Below are 24722 nucleotides of genomic sequence, written 5' to 3'. Positions count from 1 at the left end.
TGGCGTTATGGTGCGCGGCATGCCCACAGCAGGCGGCCCGACAGTCAAACGGCTGTCCCAGCCGGACGCCGACATCAAACCCAAGGCCCTCGGACTGCCCCGAGGCCGCACGGTGATCTCGGTCTTCGGCTCCACAGAAGACATCGAGACGGATCTCGCCGCGAAGTTGTTGCCGGTGCTCAGATCCGTCGTCGTGACCGCGGCGCGCAACAGCGCCGTGTTCGTCACCGAAGGCACCGACCGAGGCGTTGTCCACTTGCTGGGCATGGCTTTGCAGGCGTGCGAGCAGCGCTGGCCCGTCGTGATCGGAGTCGCGCCCAGCAGCAAGGTGCACGACCTCACCGAGGCCTCCACCAACGGTCAGGTCGCGCTGGAACCCAACCACAGCGTCGCCGTCATCGTCCCGGGTTCGGAGTGGACGGACGCGACGCCGGTGCTGTTCCGCACGATCGACGCCGTGCGCAACAAGAAGCCCGTCGTCGCCCTCGTCGTCGGAGGCGAGAACGAGCAGGAGGTGGTCGACCACCTCAGCGGCGACAACCCGTTGCTGGTGCTCGCCGGCACGGGCGGGCTCGCGGACCGCATCGCGACGGGGGACCTCAAGGGCGACCTCGCGGTGCTCGTGCGCAGCGGCAAGATCTTCATCATCCACGTCGACGAGGGCGCCGGTAAGGCCGTCACCGCGCTGGAGCGGCTGCTGGGCAAGGAGAAGCCCGTCAAGCCGCCGAGGATCCTGCCCAAGGTCCGGTACAAGGCCCCGGAGGCGCGGCCGCTCGTCGACCCCGGCTTCGTCGTCGCGTACCCGACGCTCGCGGACGCCATCCACGACGCCAACCAGGTCGTCGCGCCCGCGTTCCAGGAACTGGACGCCGAGGCGGAGGTCGAGCAGAACCGCTACCGGCTGATGGCCGTGCTCGCGATCGTGGGCGGCCTGACGACGACGGTGTTCGCCGGGTTGCAGACGTGGCTCAGCGACACGCCGTGGCCCGGGGTGCTCGTCGTGGCGGGCGGCGCGTTCGCCGCGGCCATCACGATCGTGGCACGCAAGCGCGAGTCGCTCGACAAGTACCTCACCGCCCGGTCGCGCGCGGAACGCCTGCGGGCGCTGTACTTCGCGCACCTCGCCTCCGTCGCACCCGCCACGGACGAGGAACGGCAGGACAAGGTGGCCGATCTGGAAGCAGCGGTCAGCAACCGCAAGCACGAGGTGGTCCGGACATGAGCGACAAGCAGCGCCAGGCCCAGTTCGTGGAAGCCTATCTGCGCCACCGCTTCCAGGACCGCCTCGACCACTTCGAACGCGGCCGCAAGCGCTACTCCCGCGCTCGCACGTGGACGGTCGCGCTCGCCGCGGCCTTCTTCATCGCCGCCGCCGCGGCCGCCGCGATCGGCATGGCGGACGGGCCGCGCAGGGCCATGTGGTCTTTCGTGGCAACGACTTTGGCTGCCTTGGGCACCGCGATGTCGCTGTACGAGGCGACGTTCGGGTTCCGCCGCCTGGCGCGGGAGAGTGCCACCACTTCCGTTGCGCTGCAACGGCTCGCGGTGGACGGTCCCACGCCGGACGATGTGGACGACGAACGGCTGGTCGCATTTGTGACCGAAGTGGAGTCGGTGCTGAGGTACGGCAGGTAATGCCGAATCCCGGCAACAATGATCACTGGTAGGTTCCAGGAAAGCGCTCCCACGGTTTACACGCTGCGTGGGTGATCGATTACGGTAAGCACAAGTTCTGGTGTTTCCGTCATGCAGTTGTCATGATGACCACATCCCCCGATGCGGAAGCAGGCACGACATGACTTGGGCGCGTCCCGCGATCGCCGAGCCCGAAACCGGCACCTTTGCCGAGGCCAAGGCTCTGGAAAAGGAGCACAGCACGATTCAGAACAGCAAGGCGGCACGCACCGTGGCCTGTCACGCCACGGACGCGCTCGACTGCGCTGACCTGCTCGAAATGCTCGGCTTGAGCGCCACGGAGGGCAAGGTCCGGGTGTAACCCCGCGACTGGATCCACCACTCGGCCACCAGCAGGTTCACCACGAACGACAGCCAGTTCGCGGTGGCGAAGACCAGCAGCCCGTCCCCGTCGGGCATCAAGGCGCCGAGAGCAAGGCCCCAGAGGCGACCCGTCACGGCGGCGCCGGTGAGAGCGAAACCGCGGATCATCCAGATGCGGTGTTCGCCGAACTGGCGCCGCCGTGCCGTTTTCAGCCCGTAGACCGCGCTGACGAACCAGAGCACCGAGAGCACCGTCAGGGGCGCGGACGACGCCAGGCCGGCCAGTGACAGCTGCGCGCACACCACGCCGAGCAGAGACGACGGCAGGACCGCCGCGAAGTAGACGCGGCCCATCACCCGGTGCACCCGCGGATGGCGGGCTCTCAGGCCCGGCCAGAACTGCGAGACACCCGCCAGGACGGCAACCGTTCCGGTGAAGATGTGCGCGACCAGGAGCCCGTAGTGAACGGCCCCGTGCAACGGAGGCCGCGACTGCTCCATGTCCAGAGTGACGTACGCGCTCGCCGCGAAGATCGTTATCGCGACGCAGACGAATCCCGACACCGCCAACCAGGCGGCATACCCCCTCGAAGTTTTCATGCTCGTAAGGGTGTCAACGGTTTCACTCGAACGCGCTGGGGTGTGCCCCCGAGCAAGCAGTGGGGTGCGCCCTACTGGGATGATGTGACTCATGCGGACGGTCGAGATCTCCGAAGAGCCGATCAGGCTAGGACAGTTCCTCAAGCTGGCGCAGCTGGCTCAGGACGGCGTGCACGCCAAAGTGCTCATCGAGGACGGAGAAGTCCACGTCAACGGCGCTGTGGAGGTGCGGCGCGGGGCCCAGCTGAAGCACGGCGACGTGGTGGTTGTCGAGGGTGACGAAGTGCGCATTTCCGTTCGGTCGTAGGCTGTTACTCCGTTCAGCGGTAAGTACATGCACAATCGCAGTCGATCAGACTAGGGCCTGAAGGCCTCTTCTGAACGATTACCTCGCGGCATACGTACTCTTTATGTCCCTTGTGGACATCTGGAAACGTGTTACGTCGCCACGGTTTTTCAGGCGGTGAGACGCGCGTCACGTCCGGTATTCGGACTTCGGGAAACTTTTTTCCACGGTCTGTAACGCCGATCCCCGTACGTGCGAATCACCGGTTGCGAGCTTCGGACGCCGATCCAGTTTCACGGGCGTTGTCGAAGACCGCGGAGTCCGAAGAATCAAGGTCCTCGGGGTGACCTGTGCACGTGCACGTCCGGAATCGCCGCTGAGCCGGGGAGATCAGAACGATGAGTGAGCAGGTCCGCGCTGCCCGTGACGTCGACGGGTTGCGCTCCACGCTCAACACGCTGTCGGAACGCAGACAGACCCATCCGCCCGTAGCGCGCTGGGAAAGTCGCTACCGCTATGCCGTGATCACCGCCGACGTGCTGACCGTTGCCCTGGTCGTCATCGCCGTCGGTGCCGTCATGAGCATGCGTCACACGGCCTTCGGCCCGCTTTCCCTTGCATTGCTGGACATACTCACAGTAGTCCTCGTCGTCGGTTCGCTCGCGATCAACCGCGTGTGGACCCCTACCGTTCTGGGGCAGGGAGCTGAGGAGTTCCGAAGACTCGGCCGGGGTTTGTTCGGTGCCGTTGTGGCGCTCGGCCTCGGAGCGCTCGCCGTCGACATCCCCGGCGCTCGCCTGTGGATCTTCGTCGTGGTTCCCGCGATCGCCCTGGTCGCGTTTCCCATGCGCTACCTCCTGCGCCGCCCGCTGCACCGCGGCCGCAGTGAAGGACGTTTCCTGCTCTCGGTCCTCGCCGCCGGCAACCTGGACACCGTCGAGGACCTCATCCTCCGCACCAAGCGCGTCGCCCACCTGGGCTGGCGCGTGGACGCGATCTGCACGATCGACGGCCGCGGCCGCTCCGGCACGGACGTCGACGGTGTTCCCGTCGTCGGCCAGCTGCGCGAGCTCGCCGAGCACGTCCGCCGCGGTGGGTACCGCATCGTCGCCGTCACGCCCGACGCCTACTGGACACCTCGCCGTCTCCAGCAGCTCGCGTGGGCACTCGAAGGCTCCGGTGCCGAAATGGTCGTGTCGCCCGGACTCATGGAGGTCGCCGGCCCGCGACTGCACATGAGCGCCGTGCTCGGCATGCCGCTGCTCCGCGTGAGCGAACCGGCACTGAGCGGATTCCGCCGCCTGGTCAAGGAAGTCGTGGATCGCGTCGGAGCGTTCCTCCTCCTCGTCCTGCTGGCACCGCTCATGTTCGCCGTCGCCGCGTTCGTGATGATCGACAGTCGTGGCCCCGTCTTCTACCGCCAGAAGCGGGTCGGCAAGACCGGTGTCCCGTTCACGATCATCAAGTTCCGCACCATGGTGACCAACGCCGACGCGTTGCGCGCCAGGCTCGCCAGTGTCGACGAAGGCAACGGCGTGCTGTTCAAGATGAAGAAGGACCCGCGCATCACCAAGGTCGGCACGTTCCTGCGCCGCTACTCGATCGACGAGCTACCGCAGCTGTTCAACGTCCTCGCGGGCAGCATGTCGCTCGTCGGTCCGCGCCCGCCGCTGCCGGAGGAGACCGCGAAGTACTCCTCGGACGTGCGACGCCGCCTGCTCGTGAAGCCCGGCCTGACCGGTCTGTGGCAGGTGAGCGGCCGGAGCGATCTCTCGTGGGAGGAGTCGATCCGCCTCGACCTGCGCTACGTCGAGGACTGGTCGCTCGCACTCGACCTCGTGATCATGTGGAAGACCTTCCGCGCCGTCTTCGGCGGCCAGGGGGCTTACTGATGGGGAACCAAGACGTGATTGGCCTTGCCGTCATCGGAGCCGGGTACTGGGGGCCGAACCTCGTTCGCAACGCCCAGGCCACCCCGGAGCTGCATCTCCGCTACCTCTGCGACCTCGACGTCGAGAAGGCCCAGCGCGTGCTGGGCCAGTACTCGACGGTGCGTGCGACCCCGTCCCTGGACGAGGTCCTCGCCGACCCCGAGGTCCACGCGGTCGCCATCGCGACACCCGCGGCCACCCACCTGCCCGTCGCACTGGCGGCGCTGGAGGCCGGCAAGCACGTCCTCGTGGAGAAGCCCCTCGCGGCCAACTTCGAGGACGGCCTCAAGCTCGTCGAGACCGCCGAACAGCGCGGCCTCACGCTGATGCTGGACCACACCTTCGCGTACACGTCGTCGGTGCAGCACCTGCGCAAGATCATCCGCGGTGGTGAGCTCGGCGACATCCAGTACATCGACTCGGTGCGCATCAACCTCGGTCTGGTGCAGCCGGACGTCGACGTGCTGTGGGACCTCGCCCCGCACGACCTGTCGATCTTCGAGGCGATCCTGCCCGACGACGTCACCCCGGTGGAGGTCTCGGCGCACGGCTCCGACCCGATCGGTGCGGGCGTCGCGTGCGTCGGCCACCTCACGGTGCGGCTGTCCAACGGGGCAATCACGCACGTGCACGTGAACTGGCTGTCGCCGACGAAGATTCGCACGATGGTCATCGGCGGTTCGCAGCGCACGGTCGTGTGGGACGACAACAATCCCGCTCAGCGACTGTCCATTTACGACCGGGGTGTCGACCTCTCCCCGGAGCAGCAGAAGATCTCCTACCGCACCGGCGACATGGTCGCGCCGGCGTTGGTGGAACGCGAGGCGTTGCGCACGATGATGGCGGAGTTCGCCGCGTCCATCACCGAGAAGCGCGCACCGCTGACCGACGGCCGCGCGGGTCTGCGCGTGCTGGCGGTGCTGGAGGCGGCATCGGAGTCGCTGCGCTCCGGCGGGGTCTTCGTTCCCGTTCAACAAGTCGAAGGCAAGGTGTCTTGATGACCGCCCAGAACGAATTGGGCCAGAACGAACTGGGCCAGCCGATCACCGGGCAGCGTGCGCTGGTCACCGGTGGTGCGGGCACGATCGGCTCCTCGGTGGTGGACCAGCTCGTCGAGGCCGGCGCGGCCGAGGTCGTCGTGCTGGACAACTTCGTGCGCGGCCGCCGCGAGAACCTGGCGTCCGCCCTGGAGTCCGGTGTCGTGCGCGTCGTCGAGGGCGACATCAACGACAAGGCCCTGGTGCGCGAGCTGACCGAGGGCATGGACCTCGTCTTCCACCTCGCCGCCATCCGCATCACCCAGTGCGCCGAGGAACCGCGGCTCGCACTGGAGTGCCTGGTCGACGGCACGTTCACGATCCTCGAGGCCGCCGCGGCCGCCGGGGTGAAGAAGGTCATCGCGTCGTCGTCGGCCTCGATCTACGGCCTCGCGGAGTCGTTCCCCACGAACGAACGCCACCACCCGTACAACAACGACACCTTCTACGGCGCCGCCAAGGCGTTCAACGAAGGAATGCTGCGCAGCTTCAAGGCCATGTACGACCTCGACTTCGTGGCGCTGCGCTACTTCAACGTGTACGGCCCGCGGATGGACGTCCACGGCCTGTACACCGAGGTGCTCATCCGCTGGATGGAGCGCATCGTCGACGGCAAGTCGCCGCTCATCTTCGGCGACGGCGCCCAGACGATGGACTTCGTGCACGTGCACGACATCGCCCGCGCCAACATCCTCGCGGCCAAGGCGCCGGTCACGGACACGGTGTACAACATCGCGTCCTCCCAGGAGACGTCGCTCAAGGAGCTCGCCCTCGCGTTGCTTGCCGCGATGGACTCCGACCTGCCGCTGGAGCACGGCCCCGAGCGCAAGGTGAACGGCGTGACGCGCCGGCTCGCCGACATCAGCCTCGCGGCCACCGAGCTCGGGTGGAAGCCCGAGATCGAGATGGACGGCGGTCTGCGCGACCTCGTCGCGTGGTGGCTCGCCGAGAAGGCCGCCACCGAGAAGGCAGCCGAGAGCGCCTGACGCTTCGGCGCGGGCAGTACCGCTCGAATCGCGGGGCCGGGTGACGCAGGAGTCGCCGCCACCGCACACCACGAGCCGCGGCCGTGGCGCCGCCGACACCCCCAGGTCGGCGTGCGCCGCGGCCGCACCCCCAAGACGCCGGCGGGTGCCGGCCTGCTCCACACCGCCGTCGAGCAGGCCGGCACCCGCCGGCACCAGAACCACCGATGAAGGGCAGTACCAGTGATTCCGGTTATGCGGCCGTTGCTCGGTGAGGAAGAGGCGCTCGCCGCCGCCGAGGCCGTCCGGTCCGGCTGGGTGGCGCAGGGCCCGCGGGTCCGCGAGTTCGAAGAGGCGTTCGCCGCGTCGGTCGGCGCCGGTCACGGTGTCGCCGTGTCGTCGTGCACGACCGGCCTGCACCTCGCCGTGCACCTGCTCGGCATCGGCCCCGGTGACGAGGTCGTCGTGCCGTCGTTGTCGTTCATCGCCACCGCGAACTCGGTGCGCTACACCGGCGCGACCCCGGTCTTCGCCGACATCGAGGCGGAGACGGGCAACCTCAGCGCGTCCACGGTGGAACCGGTGCTCACGGACCGCACCCGCGCGGTCATGATCGTGCACCAGGCGGGCGTCCCCGCGGACGTCGACGCCATCAAGTCGCTGTGCGAACCGCGTGGCATCGCGGTCATCGAGGACGCGGCCTGCGCCGCGGGTTCCACCTACAAGGGGAAGCCGGTCGGCACGAACGCGCTGCTGGCCGCCTGGTCGTTCCACCCCCGCAAGCTCCTCACCACCGGTGAGGGCGGCATGGTCACCACCGACGACCCCGAGTGGGCGGTCCGGCTCAAGCGCCTGCGCGAGCACGGCATGAGCGTGTCGGCGGCCGACCGCCACCACGGCGGCAGCGCCGTCATCGAGCAGTACCTCGAGACCGCGTTCAACTACCGGATGACCGACATCCAGGCCGCCGTCGGCCTGGTGCAGTTGTCCAAACTGGACGCGATCATCGCCCGTCGCCGTGAGTTGGCCGCGCGCTACCACGAGTTGCTGGCGGACCTGAACATCACCACCGTCCGTGACCCTGAGTACGGGACGACGAACTACCAGTCGTTCTGGGTCTGGCTTCCGGATGGCGCCGACCGCCAGGAAGTCCTTGCGGGCCTTGCCGAACGCGGCGTGAGTGCACGGCGCGGAATCATGGCGTCACACCTCGAACCCGCCTACTGCGGTCACCCGGCCGCGGATCTCCCCGTCACGGAGGCCTTCACGGCCCGGACGCTGATCCTGCCGCTGTTCCACGACATGACCGAGTCCGAACAGGACACAGTCGTGTCAGCGTTGTCGGAAACTCTCCACACATCCCAACTGACCGTGCGTGGTTGAAAGATAAAGATTCAACCCCCACAGGAACATTTTTGTGTTGACACGTAACAGTTTTAACGAGATCGCCGACGTTCGGAGTAGCAGCCCTGTGCTGTCCAGCGTAGTGCGCGGATCACACACGGTAACTCCGTCCGAGAGGTGAAACCCAATGGTGGCTCAGCAGTCGCGTCTCGTGCGGGTGCTTGTGATCACGGCATTAATCGCATCGACGATGTTCGTGCTCGGCGTCTTCAACCCTCCGAAGGCCAACGCCGCTCCGTGTGACTTCCCGGTCACCAACAAGGTCGCGTGTGAGAACACGCAGACCGGAGCGGACAACTGGCAGGCCCAGTACCGGGACGACACGATCCTCGGGTACACGACGGACATCAGCTACAACATCGGCCAGACCGTCAGCTTCAAGATGCTGACGTCGGCCTCCTCGTACAAGCTCGACATCTACCGGATGGGCTGGTACGGCGGCAAGGGCGCCCGATACATGGGCACGGTCAACCGGAACACCCCGCAGAACCAGCCACCATGTCTGCGGGACACCCCGTCCGCGCTCATCGACTGCGGCAACTGGGCCGTGTCGGTCACCTGGAACATCCCGTCCACCGCGGTCTCCGGCATCTACTACGTGCGCATGACGCGCAACGACACCGGCGCCGAGAACGAGATGGCGTTCGTCGTCCGCGACGACAGCTCGCAGTCGAAGATCTTCTTCCAGACCTCCGACGCCACCTGGGTCGCCTACAACCGCTACGGCGGCAACAGCCTCTACTTCGGTGACGGCCCCGGCCAGGGCGGTTCCTCGTACAAGGTCAGCTACAACCGCCCGTACACCGGCGGCGACGGCGACGAGAACTTCATCTTCAACGCCGAGTACCCGATGCTCAGATTCCTGGAGCGCAACGGGTACGACATGAGCTACACGACCGACGTCGACTCCGCCCGCCGCGGCAACCTGATCAAGAACCACAAGGTCTTCATGGCGGTCGGCCACGACGAGTACTGGTCGAACGAGCAGTGGAACAACGTGATGGCCGCCCGTGACGCGGGTGTGCACATGGCGTTCCTGACCGGTAACGAGATCTTCTGGAAGACCAAGTACGAGAAGAGCATCGACTCCTCCCAGACGGACTGGCGCACCATCGTCTGCTACAAGGAGACGAAGGGCGCGCAGAACGATGGCGAGAACACCTGGACCGGCACGTGGCGTGACCCCAGGTACAGCCCACCGCAGGACGGCGGCAGGCCCGAGAACGCGTTGCTCGGCAACATGTTCACGGTCAACGGTCGGCGTGACGACGCGCTGCAGGTCCCGGCCGCGTACGGCAAGATGCGGCTCTGGCGCAACACCGACCTGGTCAACATGGCCGCGGGCACCACGTACACCTTCGAGCCCGGCACGCTGGGCTACGAGTGGAACACCGTCTACGACAACGGCTTCCAGCCCGCCGGCGTCGCGCAGATGTCCCGCACGACGGTGCAGCTCGACGGTTACTACGCGCTGAAGAACTACGGCGACGAGTACGGCTCGAGCACCGAGACGCACGCGATCACGTACTACCGCGCGCCCTCCGGCGCACTGGTGTTCGGCGCGGGCACGGTCCAGTGGGCGTGGGGCGTCGACGACGAACACGCGTTCCCGACCAACACCCCGACGTCGGACAAGCGGATCAAGCAGGCCACCGTCAACTTCCTCGCTGACATGGGCGTCCAGCCCTACCAGCTGTGGGGGGCGGACCAGCTGACGATCTCCGGCGCCATCAACGACAACGCGGCACCGGGCGTGCAGATCACGACCCTGCCCGCGCAGTCGACGGTCGGCCAGGCCTACACCTTCAGCGGCACCGTCATCGACGCCGCCGGCAGGGTCGCGGGCGTCGAGGTCTCGACCGACGGCGGAAACCGCTGGCACTACGCGAACTGGCAAGCCGGCCAGACGTCGTGGAGCTACACCTACACGCCGAACCAGTCCGGCACGGCACAGATCAGGGTCCGCGCGGTCGACGACTCGCTGAACCTGTCGACGCCCGTGTCCGCGACGCCGAACGTCAACGCCAAGACCTGCCCGTGCGGCATGTTCTCCGGCACGGAGGTCCCGAAGGTCACCTCCGCCGACGACAGCTCGCAGCTCGAGCTCGGCGTCAAGTGGAAGGCCGCGAGCAACGGCTACGTCCGCGGCGTGAAGTTCTACAAGGGCACCGGCAACACCGGCACGCACACCGGCAGCCTGTGGAGCTCCACCGGTGACCTGCTCGCCACCGGCACGTTCTCGAACGAGAGCCCGACCGGCTGGCAGACACTGCTCTTCCCGCAACCGGTCGCGGTGAACGCGAACACGACCTACATCGTCAGCTACTACACGCCGACCGGGCACTTCGCCTACGACACCGGCGGGTTCTACCAGCAGCAGGCGTACATGCAGCCGATCACCGGCCTGCAGTCCGGTGTGGACGGACCGAACGGCGTCTTCCGCTTCGGCGCCGGCTTCCCGAACCAGACGTTCGACCACACCAACTACTGGGTCGACGTGGTGTGGGCGACGGACCCCGGTCCCGACACCCGCGCGCCGCTGCAGAGCGCGATGTCCCCGGTGGCCAACGCCGGTTCGGTCGCGCTGAACACCACGGTGTCCGGCACGTTCGACGAGAACGTGACGCTCGCTTCGGCCCAGGTCACGGTGACGGGTCCGTCGGGTGCGGTCACGGGCACCAAGTCGATCTCCAACGACGCCCGCACGATCACGTTCACGCCCTCGGCACCTCTGGCGGCGGCCACGGCCTACACCGTCACGATGAGGGCGGCGGACGCGGCGGGGAACCTGTCCTCGCAGGCGAACTGGACGTTCACGACAGGCTCGCCGCGCCCGGCGACCTGCCCGTGCACCGTCTGGGACGACTTCGCGGCACCGGCCGTGATCGACTCCGGTGACACCAGCGCGGTCGAGGTCGGCACGAAGGTGCGCTTCGACGGCAAGGGCGAGGTGCTCGGCGTCCGCTTCTACAAGGGCACCGGCAACACCGGCTCGCACACCGGCTCGCTGTGGACCTCCACGGGTCTGCTGCTCGCGACCGGCACGTTCACCGGTGAGACCACGTCCGGCTGGCAGAAGCTGATGTTCACCTCGCCGGTCCAGGTGCAGGCGAACACGACGTACGTCGTCTCCTACACCGCGCCGAACGGCCGCTACTCGGTCACCTCCGGCTACTTCAACGGCCAGGAGGCGAGCTACCAGTCGCTGCACGCGCTGCAGAACGGCACGGACGGTGGCAACGGCGTCTACAAGTACGGCGCCGGGTTCCCGAACAACTCCTACAACGCCACCAACTACTGGGTCGACGTCATCTACCGCAACGGGCTCAACGGTGACACCACGCCGCCGACGATCACGAACCGCACGCCGGCCGTGAACGCGACGAACGTGGGCCTGCAGAGCGCGCTGTCGGCGACGTTCAGCGAGCCGGTCGACCCCGCGTCGGCGCAGATCTGGCTGAAGGACCCGAAGGGCGGCAAGCTCTCCGGCTCGGTGTCGCTGTCCGGCGACCAGAAGACGGTCACCTGGACACCGTCCGCCAAGCTCGTGTCCGGCACGCAGTACCAGGCGCACGTGGGCATCGCGGACGTCAACGGCATCGCGATGCCGGCGGCCGCGGAGTGGAACTTCACGACCACGACGACACCGACCTGCCCGTGCTCGCTCTTCAGCACGGCGACGGTGCCGGACGAGACGTCCGCGGACGACTCGGGCGCCTACGAGCTCGGTGTGAGGATCACCCCGACCCAGTCGGGCCAGATCACCGGTGTCCGCTTCTACAAGGGATCCGGCAACACCGGCACGCACACCGGCAGCCTCTGGAACGCCAACGGTCAGCGCCTCGCCACGGGCACCTTCACGGGTGAGACCGCGACGGGCTGGCAGACGCTCACGTTCGCCCAGCCGGTGATCGTCAGCTCCGGTCAGACCTACACCGCCTCGTACACGACGACCACCGGGCACTACGCGGTGAACGCCGGGTACTTCGGGACGGGCCCGGTCACCTCCGGTCCGCTGACGGCACCGCAGGAGACCAACGGCGTCTTCATGCCGGGCAACGGGTTCCCGACCATGACGTACGGCTCCGGCAACTACTGGGTCGACGTCATGTACCAGCCCAACGCCGACAACGTCGCTCCGGTGGCGCAGTCGCACACCCCGCTGACGGGTGCGCAGGCCGTCGCGCTGAACTCCACGGTCACCGTGTCGTTCGACGAGCCCGTGGACCTCAACTCGGCGCAGTTCGACGTCACCGACCCCGGTGGCGCGAAGATCGCCGGCACGAGGTCGCTCTCGCCGGACAGCAGGATGATCACGTTCACGCCCGCCGCCAGGTTCGCGGCGTCCACTGTGTACTCGGTGAGCGCCAAGGCCGCGGACACGTTCGGCAACATGATGGCCAACCCGGTCACGTGGTCGTTCACGACGGCGACGACGCAGACCTGCCCGTGCTCGCTGTTCAGCGCCGCGACCGTTCCGACGGTAACTTCGGCTGATGACAACGGCGCGTACGAGCTGGGCGTCAAGTTCACGTCCGGCACGGCCGGGCAGATCACCGGCGTGAAGTTCTACAAGGGAGCGGGCAACACGGGCACCCACACCGGGTCGCTCTGGTCCGCGGACGGCCAGCGCCTGGCCACCGGCACGTTCTCGGGTGAAACCGAGTCGGGCTGGCAGACGCTGACGTTCAGCTCGCCGGTGGCGATCACGGCGAACACCGAGTACACGGCCTCGTACACGACCACCACGGGCCACTACGCGGTCAACGCGGGCTACTTCGGCACGGTGACCTCACCGCCGCTGACCGCCTCGCCGTCCGCCGGTGTGTTCACGGCCGGGTCGGGCTTCCCGACCTCGACCTACAACGGTGGCAACTACTGGGTGGACGTGGTGTTCCAGTGATGCACGGGTGACCGCGAGGCCACTGCTGTTCATCGGGGCAGGTGGACTGACCCGCGAGACTCTCGCGGCGGTCCGCCTCCTCCCGGAGACGTGGAACCCCGTCGGGGCTCTCGACGACTCCACCGCCCTGCACGGCACCCTGATCGACGGGGTGCCCGTGCTGGGCGGGCTCGACACCCTGGCCGATCACCCGGACGCGGCCGTCGTGCTCTGCATCGCGAGCGCGCGGCGGTCGCTGGTCCGGCTGAACGTGGCCAGGAGGCTCGACCTGCCGGACGAGCGATGGGCGACCGTCGTGCACCCGGCGGCCGTCACCTCCGGCGCTTCTCTGGGCGCCGGCACGATTCTGCTGGCGGGTGTCGTCATCACGACCCCGCTGTCGATCGGCAAGCACGTGGTGGCCATGCCCCACGTGCTGATCACCCACGACGACGAGGTGTCGGACGGCGTCACGTTCGCCGGCCGCGCCTCGCTCGCGGGGTCGGTGCACGTCGGGGAGGCCGCGTACCTGGGACAGGGAGCCCTGGTGCGCGAGGGGTTGAAGATCGGCGCCGGTGCCGTGATCGGCATGGGAGCCGTTGTCCTGCGGGACGTTCCGGCAGGAGAGACGTGGGCCGGCGTGCCGGCCCGCCCGTTGCGTGGGGAGAGCGCGTGATCGAGATTCCGCTGGTGGACCTGCGTGCCCAGCACGAGCAGGTGGCCGACGAGGTGGCCGACGGCTGGGCCGAGGTGCTCAAGACGACGGCCTTCATCGGCGGCCCCCAGGTCGCCCGGTTCGAGTCGGAATTCGCTGCCTACCAGGAAGTTCCGCACGCCATCGGTGTCGCCAACGGCACCGACGCCATCGAACTGGCGTTGCGCGCGTTGGGCGTCGGCCACGGCGACGAGGTCGTGCTGCCCGCCAACACCTTCATCGCCACGGCCGAGGCCGTCGCCCGTGCCGGCGCGACGCCTGTGCTCGTGGACTGCGTGGACGACACGCTGCTGATCGACACGTCGCAGGTGTCCTCTGTGGTCACTTCGCGCACCAAGGCCATCGTGCCGGTTCACCTGTACGGCCAGGCCGCACCCGTCGAACTGCTGCCGCTGGGCGTGCCGGTCGTCGAGGACGCCGCCCAGGCCCAGGGCGCCCGCCGCAACGGCGTCGCCATCGGTGGCCTCGGTGTCGCCGCCGCGACCTCGTTCTACCCCGGCAAGAACCTCGGCGCGTACGGCGACGGCGGCGCGGTGCTGACGACGTCGGACGCCATCGCCGAGTCGGTGAAGTTGCTGCGCGAGCACGGTTCACCGCGCAAGTACGAGCACCCGGTGCTCGGCTTCAACAGCCGCCTCGACACGCTGCAGGCCGTGGTGCTGTCCGCGAAGCTGCGCCGGTTGGAAGGCTGGAACCAGGCCCGTCGTGCCGCGGCGTCCCGCTACACAGAGATGCTGGCCGACGTTCCCGGTGTCCGCACCCCGGTGGTCCTCGACGGCAACCTGCCCGTGTGGCACCTCTACGTCGTGCGCGTGGCCGAGCGCGACCGCGTGCTGAAGTCGTTGCACGAGGCCGGCATCGGCGCGGGCATCCACTACCCGACGCCGCTGCACAAGACCGGTGCGTTCGCTCACCTCGACGGCTCGTTCCCGGTGGCGGAGACCTCGGCCGCGGAGATCCTGTCTCTGCCGCTGTTCCCGGAGATCACCGAGGCGCAGCAGGCCCGCGTCGTCCAGGCGCTGAAGGCAGCGCTCTGATGACGGGCGTCCGGGTTCACCCGCACGGCCTGTGCGAGTCGGACGACGTCGGCGACGGCACGCGCGTGTGGGCGTTCGCGCACGTACTGCCAGGCGCGCGCATCGGCCGTGACTGCAACATCTGCGACGGCGCGTTCGTCGAGTCGCGCGCGGTGCTGGGCAACAACGTGACGGTCAAGAACGGGACCCTCGTCTTCGACGGAGTCACGTGTGAGGACGACGTGTTTCTTGGGCCGAACGTGTTGTTCACCAACGACCTGCGGCCGCGCTCGCACGTCAAGAAGACCGGCGATGCGCTGGAGACCACGCTTGTGCGTCGTGGCGCGACGCTGGGCGCCGGTGCGGTCGTGGTGTGCGGCACGGTGATCGGCGAGCACGCGTTCGCCGCCGCCGGTGCGGTCGTGACGAAGTCGGTGCCCGCGCACGCTTTCGTGGCGGGCAACCCGGCTGTGGTGAAGGGCTGGGTCTGCGCCTGCGGTGCGCGGCTCTCAGATGATCTGTCGTGTCCCGAGTGCGGGATCCGGCACGAGGAGACCCCGGACGGCCTGAAAGCCGTCTGACATCGCGTTCAAGGCCGTCGAAGCACAGCTTCGGCGGCCTTTCGCATGAACCCGACCCGTGGCACCCCACGACCTGGTTAGGTTGTCGGAATGGCGGGGGACGGGTTCGTCGAAGTACGCGGTGCCAACCGGCACAACAACGTGATCCTGCACCTCTTCGCCGTGGCGTTGATGGTGGCCGGACCGATCGTCTACGCGGCCAACGACGGCGGCACCGTCGGCATCGTGCTCACCGTGGTGCTGCTGCCGCTGGGAATCGCCGTGTGGCGCGGTATCGCGCGTGCCAAGCGGCGGCTGCTGCGCCTGGACGAGGTGGGCCTGCCCGCGACCGCCGTGGTCCTGTCCGTGGAGCCGATCAGCGAGGACTCCACGGTCCGCGTCCGGCTCCTGATCAAGGGCCCGGACGTGCCCGAGTTCGTGATCGAGCACGACACCACGTACGACCCGGCTCTGAAGCCCAGGAACAAGCTCGTCGCGATGGTCGACCCCGACGACCACCGCGACTTCGAACTGCACTACTAGGCGGGCTCCCAGGCCTCCAGCTGATCGAACAGCCGCAGATCACCGTCGATCTCCAGCGACTCCAGCGAGCCCCGCCCGTACACGACCATCAGCAGGTCGTGGGCCGCTGCCTTGGCCGTGGCGTGGGGCGTGCCGTCGCCGGGCTCACCGATCCGCCCGCCGTTCGCGTCGAGCGTGAGGCGCCACGAAGCGCCCTCGGTCACGTAGTAGTCGACGACAGCGGGTTCGTACGGCCACGGGCTCGACGTCGAGAAGCAGGTCATCAGGAACTCGTCCACGGCGTCGACCACGATCTCCGCCGGCAGCGGTCGCGGGGCACCGGCCGCGACCTGGGCGTCGTAGGTGTGGACGGCGATCTCGTGCAGCTGGCGGCGGGCCGCGGTCGCGACGGTCAGCGGCGACTGCGAGTCGCCCCACCAGCCCCAGCAGTCGCGGTCGGGCCCGGCCTTCTCCAGGGCCGTCACGAGCAGGCGGCTCGACTCCGCCATCCACTCCTGCCAGCCCTCGCGGGGAGCCTCCTCCGGAGTCCTCTCCGTCGGGCCGTCGGTCACGATGCCCGCCCACTTGCGGCGGCCGTCGCCGAGGTGCTGCACGAGGTCGAACACCGTCCAGCCCGGGCAGGTCGGCACCGGTGCGTCGAGGTCGCCCACGGAGGCGATGAAGGCGGCGGTCCGCTCGTCGATCAGACGGAGCAGGTCCGGGAAGGCGATGGGGTTGTGCACGCGCGCTGTCTACCACCGGGGCACGTGGGCGGCGAGCGATTTTCCCGGCCGTTTTCACCCGAACGAGCCGTTCATTGGAGCCGCTTCAACGCATACGGTCCAAGAGCATGACCGTCATCACATCCACCGCGTACAGCCGCGATCTAGGCGATGAGCTGCGCAGACTGCGCGAGAACTGCACCAGCTTCGGCGGCCGCGCGATGGCCCACCAGTTGGGGTGGGATCCGAGCAAGGTCTCGAACATCGAGACCGGCAAGGCCCGCGCGACCGAGGTCGACCTCGCCCAGTACTTCGCGACGTGCGGCAAGGACCTCGACTTCCTGCTGGACTTCACCAGCCGGTACCGCCACGCGTTCGACCTGTACTTCGCCCAAGTGCCGGAGAACCTGCGCACGCTCGCGATGGTCGAGGCGATGGCAACGAAGATCTTCGTCTACGAGATCCTGACGATTCCCGGCCTCCTGCAGACCGAGGCCTACGCCCATGCCCTCTTCGTGGAGACCGGGTGCGAGTCGGCGGAGGACATCAAGCGGTTCGTCGAGCTGAGGATGGAGCGGCAAGCCATCTGGCGGCGCCCGTACCGTCCCGAGTGCGTGTTCTACGTGCACGAACTGGCACTGCGGATGCGGATCGGCGATGCCAAGGTCATGGAGGACCAGTACCTGCGCCTTCTCTTCAACGCGCACATCGTGCGGATCGTCCCAGCGAACGCCCTCGGTCTCGCGCTCAAGTCGATGCGCATGATGTTCGAGTTCGGCAAGGCATCACCGTTGGCCTACACGGAAAGCGATCTGGCCAAGGTTTTCGCGCAGGAACCCTCGGCCATCACGTCGAGCAAGAAGCTCTTCGAGCAGTTGGATGCGGTCGCGCTGGATGAGGAACAATCTCGAAGCATGCTGGCGGCGTACGTCAGCGGACTGCGAGAGGACCCTCATGGCCACCGAACGGACCTGGCGTAAGAGCAGCTACAGCGGTGGTACCGGCGACAGCAGCTGCGTCGAGGTGTCCCTGACCCAGGACGCGTTGGTGCGGGACTCGAAGAACGCGAGCGGCGACGTCCTCGCGTTCTCCGCCCCTGCCTGGCGCAGCCTGCTCAGCTGGCTGGACTGACCTCGGCCGCCTTGCGCAAGGCGGCCTCCTGTCTGGCTATCCGCAGCAACGCCCCGGACACCCCGATCAGCATGAAAGTCATGCCGGTCGCGACGCTGAACGCGAGCTCGTCGAAGGTCGCGGCACCCAGCGCGGACGTCAGCATCGCCGCCACCAGGCACATGGCGATGCCGCGAACGCCCTCGTCGCGGGACAGCGCGCGAGCCCTCAGTGCCGCGAAGATGGCGCCGACGAACAGCAGGACGAACGCGATCAGGCCCAGGTAGCCGTTCTCGATCATCGTCAGCAGGTACTGGTTGTCGAGGATCGTGTACTTCGAGGGCAGGAACGTGCCGAACCCCCGGCCCAGCCAGGGGTGTTTGGCGATCTCCAGCCATGCGCCGTCGTAGTCCTTGGTGCGGCCCTGGAACGACGGGTCGTCCTCGATGTTCGAGAACATCGACGTGACCGTGCCGAACAGGCCCGGCACGACGACGGAGGCGCCGCCCAGGAACACCGCGCCGATGCCGAGCAGCGGCAGGCCCCGGTCGCGGGGGAGCAGGATCGCCATCACGATGCCCGTCACCACCAGGCCGATGATCGCCGTGCGCGAGAGCGACAGGATCGCCATCAGCGCCAGCAGCGACAGGGCGGTCCACCAGCGGCCGACGGGTTCGCCGCGGTCCTTCGCCTGGAACACGAAGTGCGCGGCGAACGGCACGCCCAGCACGCACACCAGACCGAACTCGATCGGGTGGTTCACCGTGCCGGCCGGGCGGAAGAAGATCGAACGCGACTCCAGCGCCGAGTAGCCGTTGTCCTGCACGCGCAGGCCCGGCAGCGTGATGTACGAGGCGAGGTCGAGGCCCAGGCCGAACTGGAACAGGCCGACGAACGCGCTGACCGTCAGGCAGGCCACCATCACCCGCAGTGCTCGGCTGAGCCGGTCACCGGTGCGGACGCCGTCGGCGATGAACACCGCGAGCGCCGCCATCGACACGATCCTGATCAGCGCCGAGTCCGACACCGACAGCTCGTCGATCGGCAGGTAGCGCCGGGTCGCCAGCGCGTACGTCATCAGGTGCAGGATCACGTAGATCGCGAGGATCGTGCGGACGGCGTTGCGGCCCTTGGCGATGCCGAGGTGGTCGACGAGGTGCGCGGCGAACCACACGATCATGAGGCACATCGCCATGAACAACGCCGGTGGCAGCGTGATCGGGACGAACGCGATCGTGAACCGGGCGGGGACGACGAGCAGCGCCACCATGTAGAAGATGAGGAGGGTGGCGCCGTCGGCTCGCTGGGCGGTCAGTCGTCTTTCGTCGGCCATGCCGGGTCAGGTTTGGGAGCGGCGATGATGACGGTCTTCTGGTGCGCGTTCGGCACGCCCTGGGGCACCGGACGCGGGGGAGTGCCGTTGCCGTTGGTCTGCGGGTTCGGCCGGACCGGGGGCAGGGGAGCCGGCGTTGTGTCCTTCTCGGACGGTGCCGGGTCCTTGGGGTCCTTGGGGTCCTTGCCGTCCTTGCGGCGCTTGGCCTTCAGCAGGATCGAGTCGGCGGCGAACGTCGAGGCGAGCGTCAGCAGCAGCAACACGACCGTGGCCGCGCCGACGTACCGGACCTTGCCGCCGATCTTGGCCGATGCCGTCGTCGGCTTCACCAGGACCTGCGCGGTGATGAACGTCTGTTCGGGCGCGCTCAACGCCTTCTGCTGCGCCGCGAGCTCCGCGACGGTCTTCTCGAGCACCTTGCCGACGAGGCCCTCGGCGGACTCGGCCGAGTCGGACTCCGTCGTGATGAAGAGCAGCGGGCCGCCGACAGGGCCGGTGTTCGCGGTGTAGACGGACGTCGAGCCCTTGCCCGCCAGTTCTTCGGCGGTCTTCGGGTCGCCGAGGATCTGGGTGAGGATCTGCGCGGTCGTCGTGAGGCTGCCGTCGAACTGCAGCAGCGGGTTGACCCTGACGACGTCCTCGGGCTTGGTGTTCGCCGTGTACCGGCCGCCGGCCGCGGGGGAGGTGAGGACGAGCACGCCACTCGACTCGTACCGCGTGGGCACCGTGGCGTAGACGTACAACGCGAGGATGCCCGTGAGCAGCACTGCGGGCAGGGCGATGTACCACCGCCGCCGCAGCACTCGTACGGTTCCCCAGAAGTCCATCAAAATCCCCGATCCGCGGCTCGGTCTTGCGAACGCAATGTTCGTAGGGTATCGCCTGCTTTGAAAATCGGGGTGAGCTGCCAACTGTTACAGGCCGTAGCTGACGAGCGATGAAGGAAGGGAATCCAGGAGGCAGCATGCGTGCAGGACGACTGACCGTGACCATCGCGGCCATTCTCGTGGTCATCGGTGGAACAACGGCTTACGTCGTCACGGCGGCCACTGACGCGAAACAGCCGGCGGGCGCCGAGAAGGTGTCGCAGGCCAAGACCGGCGATCTTCTGTTCGTCGATCTCGCGGGTGGTCAGAACCGGGTCGAGAAGCTCGCCGACGGAGGCGCACGCACCCCGTTGGAACTCGTCTGCCAGCGGTTTTACGCCGCCGGTGGCACCAGCGTGTGCCTCAAGCTCTCCGGTCCCGGCCCGACCTACTCGGCCGAGGTGAGCCGCGGCGGCAAGCCCGTCAAGAGCGTTCCGCTGCCGGGCATCCCGAGCCGTGCGAAGGTTTCGCAGTCCGGGAACGTGGTGTCGTGGACCAGTTTCGTCACCGGCGACTCGTACTCGGTGCCCGGTGGTTTCTCCACCCGCACCGGTTTCTACGACCTGCGCACGGGGGAGACGGCCGAGTCGCTCGAACACTTCGCCGCCACTGTGGAGGGTGTCCCGCACACGGCCAGTGACGTCAACTACTGGGGCCTGACCGTGGCTTCCGACGACAGGACCTTTTACGCGACGCTCGCCAGCGGCGGTTTCACCTGGCTGGTGAAGGGCGATCTCGTGACGAAGTCCGTGACGACCTTGCGCCGTGACGCGGAATGCCCGTCGCTGTCGCCGGACGGCACGAAGGTCGCGTACAAGAAGCGCATCGGCCGCCTCGGACCGTGGGACCTCGCGGTGCTCGACCTCGCGACGAACACGGAGAAGCGGCTGCCCGCCACGGCCGGCATCGACGACCAGGCGACGTGGCTCACGGCTGACGAACTCGCGTTCGCCGCGGTGCCCAAGGACGCCAAGCTCCCGGCCGTTCACGTGGTGCCCGCCGACGGGTCCGCGGACGCGCGGGTGCTGATCGCCGATGCCACGTCGCCGTCGCCAGTGATGTGAAGAACGTCCTCGCGAGTCATGTGGCGAGTTCGCGGCGGAGCACCTTCTCGAGCTCATGGCCTGCCGCATCCCAGGAACGTCCCTCCACACTGGACGCGGCCGCACGGGCGACCGCGTCGAAGTCCGGCGATGTGACCACTTCGGACAACGCACGCGCCAGTGAGTGCGGGGTGGGCGTCGCGTACCGGACGTGGTCGTTGTCCAGGACTACGCGGTTGAAGTGCGCGTCGTTCACCACGGGGACACATCCGGCCGCGAGCATTTCGTGCGGCACGAGGGAAACGTTGGTCATCGACAGCGACAACCCGGCGAAGCAGCGGTTGTAGATGGCGTTCAGGTCGTCCGGCGTGACCAGGCCGTGGTCGACGAACTGCGGCCCGAGGTCGCCGATCTTCTCGCCGTACACGTGGATCTTGAGGTCGGGGTGCTTCTCGGCGAAGACCTCCAGCGCGAGCACACCGAGCTCGAACGCCCTGCGCGGTGCCTTGCGCCGGGCGTAGAAGACGATGCCGTCGCGCTTCTCGTCACCGAGCTTGTACCTGTCCGCGTCGCAGCCGAAGTCGAAGTAGTCGGCCGGCATGCCGTGCTCGTCGCGGACCTTGTCGGCGAGGAACCTTCCGGCCGTGAAGCCGTGCATGCCCATCCGGTACGTGTTCTCCGCCAGCGCGTACAGGCCGCCGGACGGGTAGAACCACGGCTCGTAGTCCTGCACGAGGTAGAACCTCTTGCCCGCACACGGGTCGTTGAACGCCGGGTACGCCGTGATCCACGCCGTGGCGAACACCGCGTGGGCGTCCGCCATGCCATCGGTCACGTCGTGGATCGTGCCCTTGAAGAACGGGAACGCTTCCCTGATACCGGGTTCGAGGTCGGCGACCGTGTTGCCGAACGTGTCGTACAGGTAGAGCCGGCAGTCGTGGCCGATCGACTCCAGGTGCCGGATGAGCCGGAACATGGTGGTGTGGCCGCCGGAGCCCTTGGACGGGGGAGTGGTGACCCAGTTGATCGTGAGCCTGCCGTCCTGGGGGATCGGCGGGATCACCACGGGCTTGCGCGCCTCGACGTCGGCCTTGCGGACGTCCTCGAGGCGCACCGGCAGGTCCTCGCCCTCGGCGCCGAGCCTGCGGGTCGCGGCCGTCAGCAGCCGGACGCCGAGCTTCTTGGCGCCCTGCTCGCGGACGATCTTCGTGACCTGCCTCAGTCGTCTCACGCGTTGGCCCTCTTCTTCAGCACCGCAATGATTTCGTGTCGCATCGGAAACACCACGAGCGCGTAGGCGAGACAGGACAGCGCGCCGCCGACGAGGATCTGGAGCACCTCGCTGTCGATCGCGTTCCTGACCCCGAGCACCACCGCGACCATCAGCACCCCGCCGAGGAACGGCCGGAGCAGGCGCGCGCCGAGTGCCCCGGCGCGGATGCCGTAGGGCTTGAACGTGATCAGGTACGCCGGCGTGATGATCAGCACCGCGACGATCACGTGGGCCGCCGCGACGCCGCGGATGCCGTCGAGGTGCGCGCCGAGCGCCAGCAACGGCACCAGCGCGCCGAGCCACACGAGGTGGATCACGAGGATCGCTCGCGACCGCCCCGCCGACGCGAGGAAGTCGTAGCCGAGTTCGAGGGCGACCCTGACCGCGCCGAGGAGCACCAGCAACGCCAGCGCGGTGGCGGCAGGGGCCCAGCGTTCGCCGTAGACGACGCGGATCAACGGTTCGGCCAGCGCGGCCAGCAGCACGCACGCGGGCACGGTGACAAGCGCCAAGAGCCCCAGTGCACGTCCGAACGACCTCTGGAACAGCTCGGGATCTTCGCGGACCTTCGAGAACGCGGCCAGCGACACGCTTCTGACCGGGGCGCTGAACGCCGCCACCGGCCAGCTCGCGAGGTTGAACGCCAGCAGGTAGAAGCCGAGCGGGACGGTGCCGAGCATCGCGCCGACGACGATGTAGTCGACGTTCATCACGCCCAGGATCAGCAGGCTCGACCCGGCGAGCGGCAGGCCGAACGCGAGAAGTTCCTTGGCCTGCACGGAGTTCCAGCCGGGCCGGAACCTGTCCTTGGTGAGCCAGAACATGATGACCGCGGCCGAGAGGTTCTGCGCGATCCGCTGCCACGCGAGGCTCCACGCGCCGAAGCCCATGAACGCCAGCACGACGGCGACGGCCGTCCCCATGACGAAGGCGGCCGTGTCGGCGTAGAACTTGTGGTCCTGCCGGAAGTTGCGCTGCATCATCGCGCCCGGCACCGCCGTCGCGCCGGCGATGACGAGGGCGACCGACATGAGCTGGATGATGCCGGCCGCTTCCGGGGCGTCCATGGCGTTCGAGAACCACGGCGCGCCGAGCACGCAGATCAACGCCAGCAGACCGCCCGACGCGAGGGACAGCGTCGTGACGGTCGGTGCCATCTCGTCGATCGGGCCGTTGTGGCGGACCAGGGCGGCGCTGACGCCGAGTTCGGAGACGCTCAGGACGATGTTGAGCACGACCAGGGCGACCGCGAACACACCGAACTGCTCGGGCGCGATGAGGCGCGCGAGCAGGATGCTGATGCCGACCGCGGCGAGACGTTGCAACAGCGAGTTGACGGCGCTCCAGCGGATCGCCGAAGACACCTTGCCTTCGAGCTGGTCCGTCTCCTGCGTCACCATTCGCCCCGCCACTTCCACCGTTGCGTGCCGATCCACAACTTCGCCCTCTTGTAGGCGTGCGGCGCAAGGAAAAGTTGCGTGCGACTCAGGAAAGACGGGCTGAACTTCTGGCGTCGCAACAGAGCGCGATGCTCCGGTAGCTCTTCGATGTTCGAATAGGTCTCGCGGGCGAAGTCGAGCAGTTCCTTCTCGGTGCCGTCGAGCTGGTCGCGGTCGTGCAGCCGCACGGCCCGCCACAGCGCGTCCGCCGCGATCGCCTTGTGCGCCAGCGTCTTCAGCCGCGCGGGCAGGCCGGGGTTCTGCTCCAGGACGAGGTCGAACACGTCACGCCGTTGCTCCAGGTCGGCGAACACCGACTTGAACGTCGTGCGCATCATCGAGTTCTCGTGCACCCGGTAGTACGCGCCGGGCTTGCCGCTGACGTACCCGATGTCGGACACCGCGGCGATGCGCAGCCACATCTCCAGGTCACCCGCGTGGGGGAGGTCCGAGCGGTAGCCGCCGACCTTCTGCTGGACCTTCGTGCGCACCACGACCTCGGGCGAGGAGATCACGTTGCGGCTGCTGCGGAAGCGGTTCTCGATCCACTCCTCGCCGCGCCAGACCTTCGAGCTCGTCGGCAGCTGGGTGACCTTCGGCAGCGCGTCGTGGTCGCTGTAGTACACGACGCGCCCGTAGACCATGCCCACTTCGGGGTTCTGCTCGAAGACCTCGGCCGCGCGGTGCAACGCTCCCGGCGCCAGCAGGTCGTCCGCGGACAGCAGCACCGTGTAGTCGGCGGTCGCCCAGTCCAGCAGGCCCTCGTTGTAGGTGGCGATGTGCCCTTTGTTCACCTCGTGCCGGTAGCCCTCGACGCGCTTGTCCGCGGCCATCAGTTCGGCCATCACCTCGGGGGTGTTGTCCGAGGACGTGTCGTCGATCACAAGCACCCGCACGTCCACGCCCGGCTGCTCGAGGACGCTGCGGACGCAGGCGGGTAGGAAGTGGGCGTAGTTGTAACAGGGGATCACGACGTCCACTGTGGGAAGCGTTGGCACATCCTCACTATCGGTCTCGGTG

Annotated in this window: 22 protein-coding genes; 15 read left to right on the top strand and 7 right to left on the bottom strand. The window is 67.9% G+C overall.

Annotated features, from left to right (window positions below):
* The first annotated feature begins 19 nt into the window (after nt 1-19).
* Together PV646_RS32470 and PV646_RS32465 are read left to right on the top strand one after the other, a co-directional pair.
* Entirely contained in the window at nt 20-1222 is a 1203-nt protein-coding gene (locus PV646_RS32470; protein WP_500346112.1) for a DUF4231 domain-containing protein, read from the top strand.
* On the top strand, nt 1219-1635 hold the full coding sequence (locus PV646_RS32465) for an SLATT domain-containing protein (RefSeq protein WP_500346111.1): 417 nt from the start codon (nt 1219-1221) through the stop codon (nt 1633-1635). The genes PV646_RS32470 and PV646_RS32465 overlap by 4 nt, the downstream gene beginning before the upstream one ends.
* A gap of 279 nt (nt 1636-1914) precedes the next feature.
* Here the strand turns inward: PV646_RS32465 and PV646_RS32460 are convergent, their stop codons facing one another.
* The gene (locus PV646_RS32460) at nt 1915-2598 is read right to left on the bottom strand and encodes a DUF2306 domain-containing protein (protein WP_500346110.1); all 684 of its coding nucleotides are present in this window, start codon (nt 2596-2598) and stop codon (nt 1915-1917) included.
* Between the two features lie 91 nt (nt 2599-2689).
* Between PV646_RS32460 and PV646_RS32455 the strand changes: the two genes are divergently transcribed.
* The 10 genes from PV646_RS32455 (at nt 2690) to PV646_RS32410 (ending at nt 15937) form a co-directional block, all read left to right on the top strand.
* Entirely contained in the window at nt 2690-2905 is a 216-nt protein-coding gene (locus PV646_RS32455) for an RNA-binding S4 domain-containing protein (RefSeq protein ID WP_500346109.1), read from the top strand.
* 377 nt (nt 2906-3282) lie between these two features.
* A complete protein-coding gene (locus PV646_RS32450) occupies nt 3283-4776 on the top strand; it encodes a sugar transferase (RefSeq protein ID WP_500346108.1) in 1494 nt (497 codons plus the stop codon).
* A gap of 14 nt (nt 4777-4790) precedes the next feature.
* Nucleotides 4791-5813, top strand: a complete 1023-nt coding sequence (locus PV646_RS32445) for a Gfo/Idh/MocA family protein (protein ID WP_500346107.1) — start codon at nt 4791-4793, stop codon at nt 5811-5813.
* Nucleotides 5813-6838 (top strand): NAD-dependent epimerase/dehydratase family protein, encoded by a 1026-nt coding sequence (locus PV646_RS32440; RefSeq protein WP_500346106.1) that lies wholly within the window; start codon nt 5813-5815, stop codon nt 6836-6838. The genes PV646_RS32445 and PV646_RS32440 overlap by 1 nt, the downstream gene beginning before the upstream one ends.
* A gap of 234 nt (nt 6839-7072) precedes the next feature.
* On the top strand, nt 7073-8200 hold the full coding sequence (locus PV646_RS32435; RefSeq protein WP_500346105.1) for a DegT/DnrJ/EryC1/StrS family aminotransferase: 1128 nt from the start codon (nt 7073-7075) through the stop codon (nt 8198-8200).
* 148 nt (nt 8201-8348) lie between these two features.
* Nucleotides 8349-13124: a DUF4082 domain-containing protein gene (locus PV646_RS32430; protein WP_500346104.1), complete on the top strand. Its 4776-nt coding sequence runs from the start codon at nt 8349-8351 to the stop codon at nt 13122-13124.
* 7 nt (nt 13125-13131) lie between these two features.
* On the top strand, nt 13132-13779 hold the full coding sequence (locus PV646_RS32425; RefSeq protein ID WP_500346103.1) for an acetyltransferase: 648 nt from the start codon (nt 13132-13134) through the stop codon (nt 13777-13779).
* Nucleotides 13776-14855, top strand: a complete 1080-nt coding sequence (locus tag PV646_RS32420; protein WP_500346102.1) for a DegT/DnrJ/EryC1/StrS family aminotransferase — start codon at nt 13776-13778, stop codon at nt 14853-14855. Before PV646_RS32425 ends, PV646_RS32420 begins: the two co-directional genes overlap by 4 nt.
* A complete protein-coding gene (locus PV646_RS32415; protein WP_500346101.1) occupies nt 14855-15415 on the top strand; it encodes an acyltransferase in 561 nt (186 codons plus the stop codon). Before PV646_RS32420 ends, PV646_RS32415 begins: the two co-directional genes overlap by 1 nt.
* Nucleotides 15416-15505: 90 nt before the next feature.
* A complete protein-coding gene (locus PV646_RS32410) occupies nt 15506-15937 on the top strand; it encodes a hypothetical protein (protein ID WP_500346100.1) in 432 nt (143 codons plus the stop codon).
* On the opposite strand, the gene PV646_RS32405 is transcribed toward PV646_RS32410, so the two are convergent.
* Nucleotides 15934-16659 carry a maleylpyruvate isomerase family mycothiol-dependent enzyme gene (locus PV646_RS32405; RefSeq protein ID WP_500346099.1) on the bottom strand — a complete coding sequence of 242 codons (726 nt, stop codon included), beginning with the start codon at nt 16657-16659 and terminating at the stop codon, nt 15934-15936. The two genes, PV646_RS32410 and PV646_RS32405, sit on opposite strands and share 4 nt — an antisense overlap.
* 107 nt (nt 16660-16766) lie before the next feature.
* On the opposite strand from PV646_RS32405, the gene PV646_RS32400 reads away from it, so the two are divergent.
* Both PV646_RS32400 and PV646_RS32395 read left to right on the top strand, forming a co-directional pair.
* The gene (locus tag PV646_RS32400; RefSeq protein ID WP_500346098.1) at nt 16767-17618 is read left to right on the top strand and encodes a helix-turn-helix domain-containing protein; all 852 of its coding nucleotides are present in this window, start codon (nt 16767-16769) and stop codon (nt 17616-17618) included.
* Entirely contained in the window at nt 17593-17769 is a 177-nt protein-coding gene (locus PV646_RS32395) for a DUF397 domain-containing protein (protein WP_500346097.1), read from the top strand. The genes PV646_RS32400 and PV646_RS32395 overlap by 26 nt, the downstream gene beginning before the upstream one ends.
* Here PV646_RS32395 and PV646_RS32390 read toward each other — a convergent pair.
* Both PV646_RS32390 and PV646_RS32385 read right to left on the bottom strand, forming a co-directional pair.
* Complete coding sequence (locus PV646_RS32390) at nt 17753-19081, bottom strand: O-antigen ligase family protein (RefSeq protein WP_500346096.1); 1329 nt, start codon at nt 19079-19081, stop codon at nt 17753-17755. The two genes, PV646_RS32395 and PV646_RS32390, sit on opposite strands and share 17 nt — an antisense overlap.
* Complete coding sequence (locus tag PV646_RS32385) at nt 19060-19908, bottom strand: YveK family protein (RefSeq protein WP_500346095.1); 849 nt, start codon at nt 19906-19908, stop codon at nt 19060-19062. Before PV646_RS32385 ends, PV646_RS32390 begins: the two co-directional genes overlap by 22 nt.
* 137 nt (nt 19909-20045) lie before the next feature.
* Here PV646_RS32385 and PV646_RS32380 point away from each other — a divergent pair, with 137 nt between their 5' ends.
* Complete coding sequence (locus tag PV646_RS32380) at nt 20046-21011, top strand: TolB-like translocation protein (protein ID WP_500346094.1); 966 nt, start codon at nt 20046-20048, stop codon at nt 21009-21011.
* A 16-nt stretch (nt 21012-21027) separates the two neighbouring features.
* Here PV646_RS32380 and PV646_RS32375 read toward each other — a convergent pair whose 3' ends face one another.
* The 3 genes from PV646_RS32375 to PV646_RS32365 are packed head-to-tail and all read right to left on the bottom strand — an operon-like array spanning nt 21028 to nt 24682.
* Nucleotides 21028-22221 (bottom strand): rhamnosyltransferase WsaF family glycosyltransferase, encoded by a 1194-nt coding sequence (locus PV646_RS32375; RefSeq protein WP_500346093.1) that lies wholly within the window; start codon nt 22219-22221, stop codon nt 21028-21030.
* Nucleotides 22218-23660, bottom strand: a complete 1443-nt coding sequence (locus PV646_RS32370; protein ID WP_500346092.1) for a lipopolysaccharide biosynthesis protein — start codon at nt 23658-23660, stop codon at nt 22218-22220. Before PV646_RS32370 ends, PV646_RS32375 begins: the two co-directional genes overlap by 4 nt.
* Complete coding sequence (locus PV646_RS32365) at nt 23657-24682, bottom strand: glycosyltransferase (RefSeq protein WP_500346091.1); 1026 nt, start codon at nt 24680-24682, stop codon at nt 23657-23659. Before PV646_RS32365 ends, PV646_RS32370 begins: the two co-directional genes overlap by 4 nt.
* Nucleotides 24683-24722 lie beyond the last annotated feature (40 nt).

The organism is Streptomyces sp. ID05-26A (assembly GCF_033794685.1).
In the GTDB taxonomy this organism is placed as follows: Bacteria; Actinomycetota; Actinomycetes; order Mycobacteriales; family Pseudonocardiaceae; genus Lentzea.
The sequence above is the reverse complement of the archived record's forward strand: the minus strand, read 5'-3'. Positions and strand labels throughout refer to the sequence as shown.

What these genes read in the sequence shown, in the direction of transcription:
- PV646_RS32470 (WP_500346112.1), top strand. Translation starts at nt 20, where the DNA reads ATGCCCACAGCAGGCGGCCCGACAGTCAAACGGCTGTCCCAGCCGGAC.
- PV646_RS32465 (WP_500346111.1), top strand. Translation starts at nt 1,219, where the DNA reads ATGAGCGACAAGCAGCGCCAGGCCCAGTTCGTGGAAGCCTATCTGCGC.
- PV646_RS32460 (WP_500346110.1), bottom strand. Translation starts at nt 2,598, where the DNA reads ATGAAAACTTCGAGGGGGTATGCCGCCTGGTTGGCGGTGTCGGGATTC.
- PV646_RS32455 (WP_500346109.1), top strand. Translation starts at nt 2,690, where the DNA reads ATGCGGACGGTCGAGATCTCCGAAGAGCCGATCAGGCTAGGACAGTTC.
- PV646_RS32450 (WP_500346108.1), top strand. Translation starts at nt 3,283, where the DNA reads ATGAGTGAGCAGGTCCGCGCTGCCCGTGACGTCGACGGGTTGCGCTCC.
- PV646_RS32440 (WP_500346106.1), top strand. Translation starts at nt 5,813, where the DNA reads ATGACCGCCCAGAACGAATTGGGCCAGAACGAACTGGGCCAGCCGATC.
- PV646_RS32435 (WP_500346105.1), top strand. Translation starts at nt 7,073, where the DNA reads ATGCGGCCGTTGCTCGGTGAGGAAGAGGCGCTCGCCGCCGCCGAGGCC.
- PV646_RS32430 (WP_500346104.1), top strand. Translation starts at nt 8,349, where the DNA reads ATGGTGGCTCAGCAGTCGCGTCTCGTGCGGGTGCTTGTGATCACGGCA.
- PV646_RS32415 (WP_500346101.1), top strand. Translation starts at nt 14,855, where the DNA reads ATGACGGGCGTCCGGGTTCACCCGCACGGCCTGTGCGAGTCGGACGAC.
- PV646_RS32410 (WP_500346100.1), top strand. Translation starts at nt 15,506, where the DNA reads ATGGCGGGGGACGGGTTCGTCGAAGTACGCGGTGCCAACCGGCACAAC.
- PV646_RS32400 (WP_500346098.1), top strand. Translation starts at nt 16,767, where the DNA reads ATGACCGTCATCACATCCACCGCGTACAGCCGCGATCTAGGCGATGAG.
- PV646_RS32395 (WP_500346097.1), top strand. Translation starts at nt 17,593, where the DNA reads ATGGCCACCGAACGGACCTGGCGTAAGAGCAGCTACAGCGGTGGTACC.
- PV646_RS32390 (WP_500346096.1), bottom strand. Translation starts at nt 19,081, where the DNA reads ATGGCCGACGAAAGACGACTGACCGCCCAGCGAGCCGACGGCGCCACC.
- PV646_RS32385 (WP_500346095.1), bottom strand. Translation starts at nt 19,908, where the DNA reads ATGGACTTCTGGGGAACCGTACGAGTGCTGCGGCGGCGGTGGTACATC.
- PV646_RS32380 (WP_500346094.1), top strand. Translation starts at nt 20,046, where the DNA reads ATGCGTGCAGGACGACTGACCGTGACCATCGCGGCCATTCTCGTGGTC.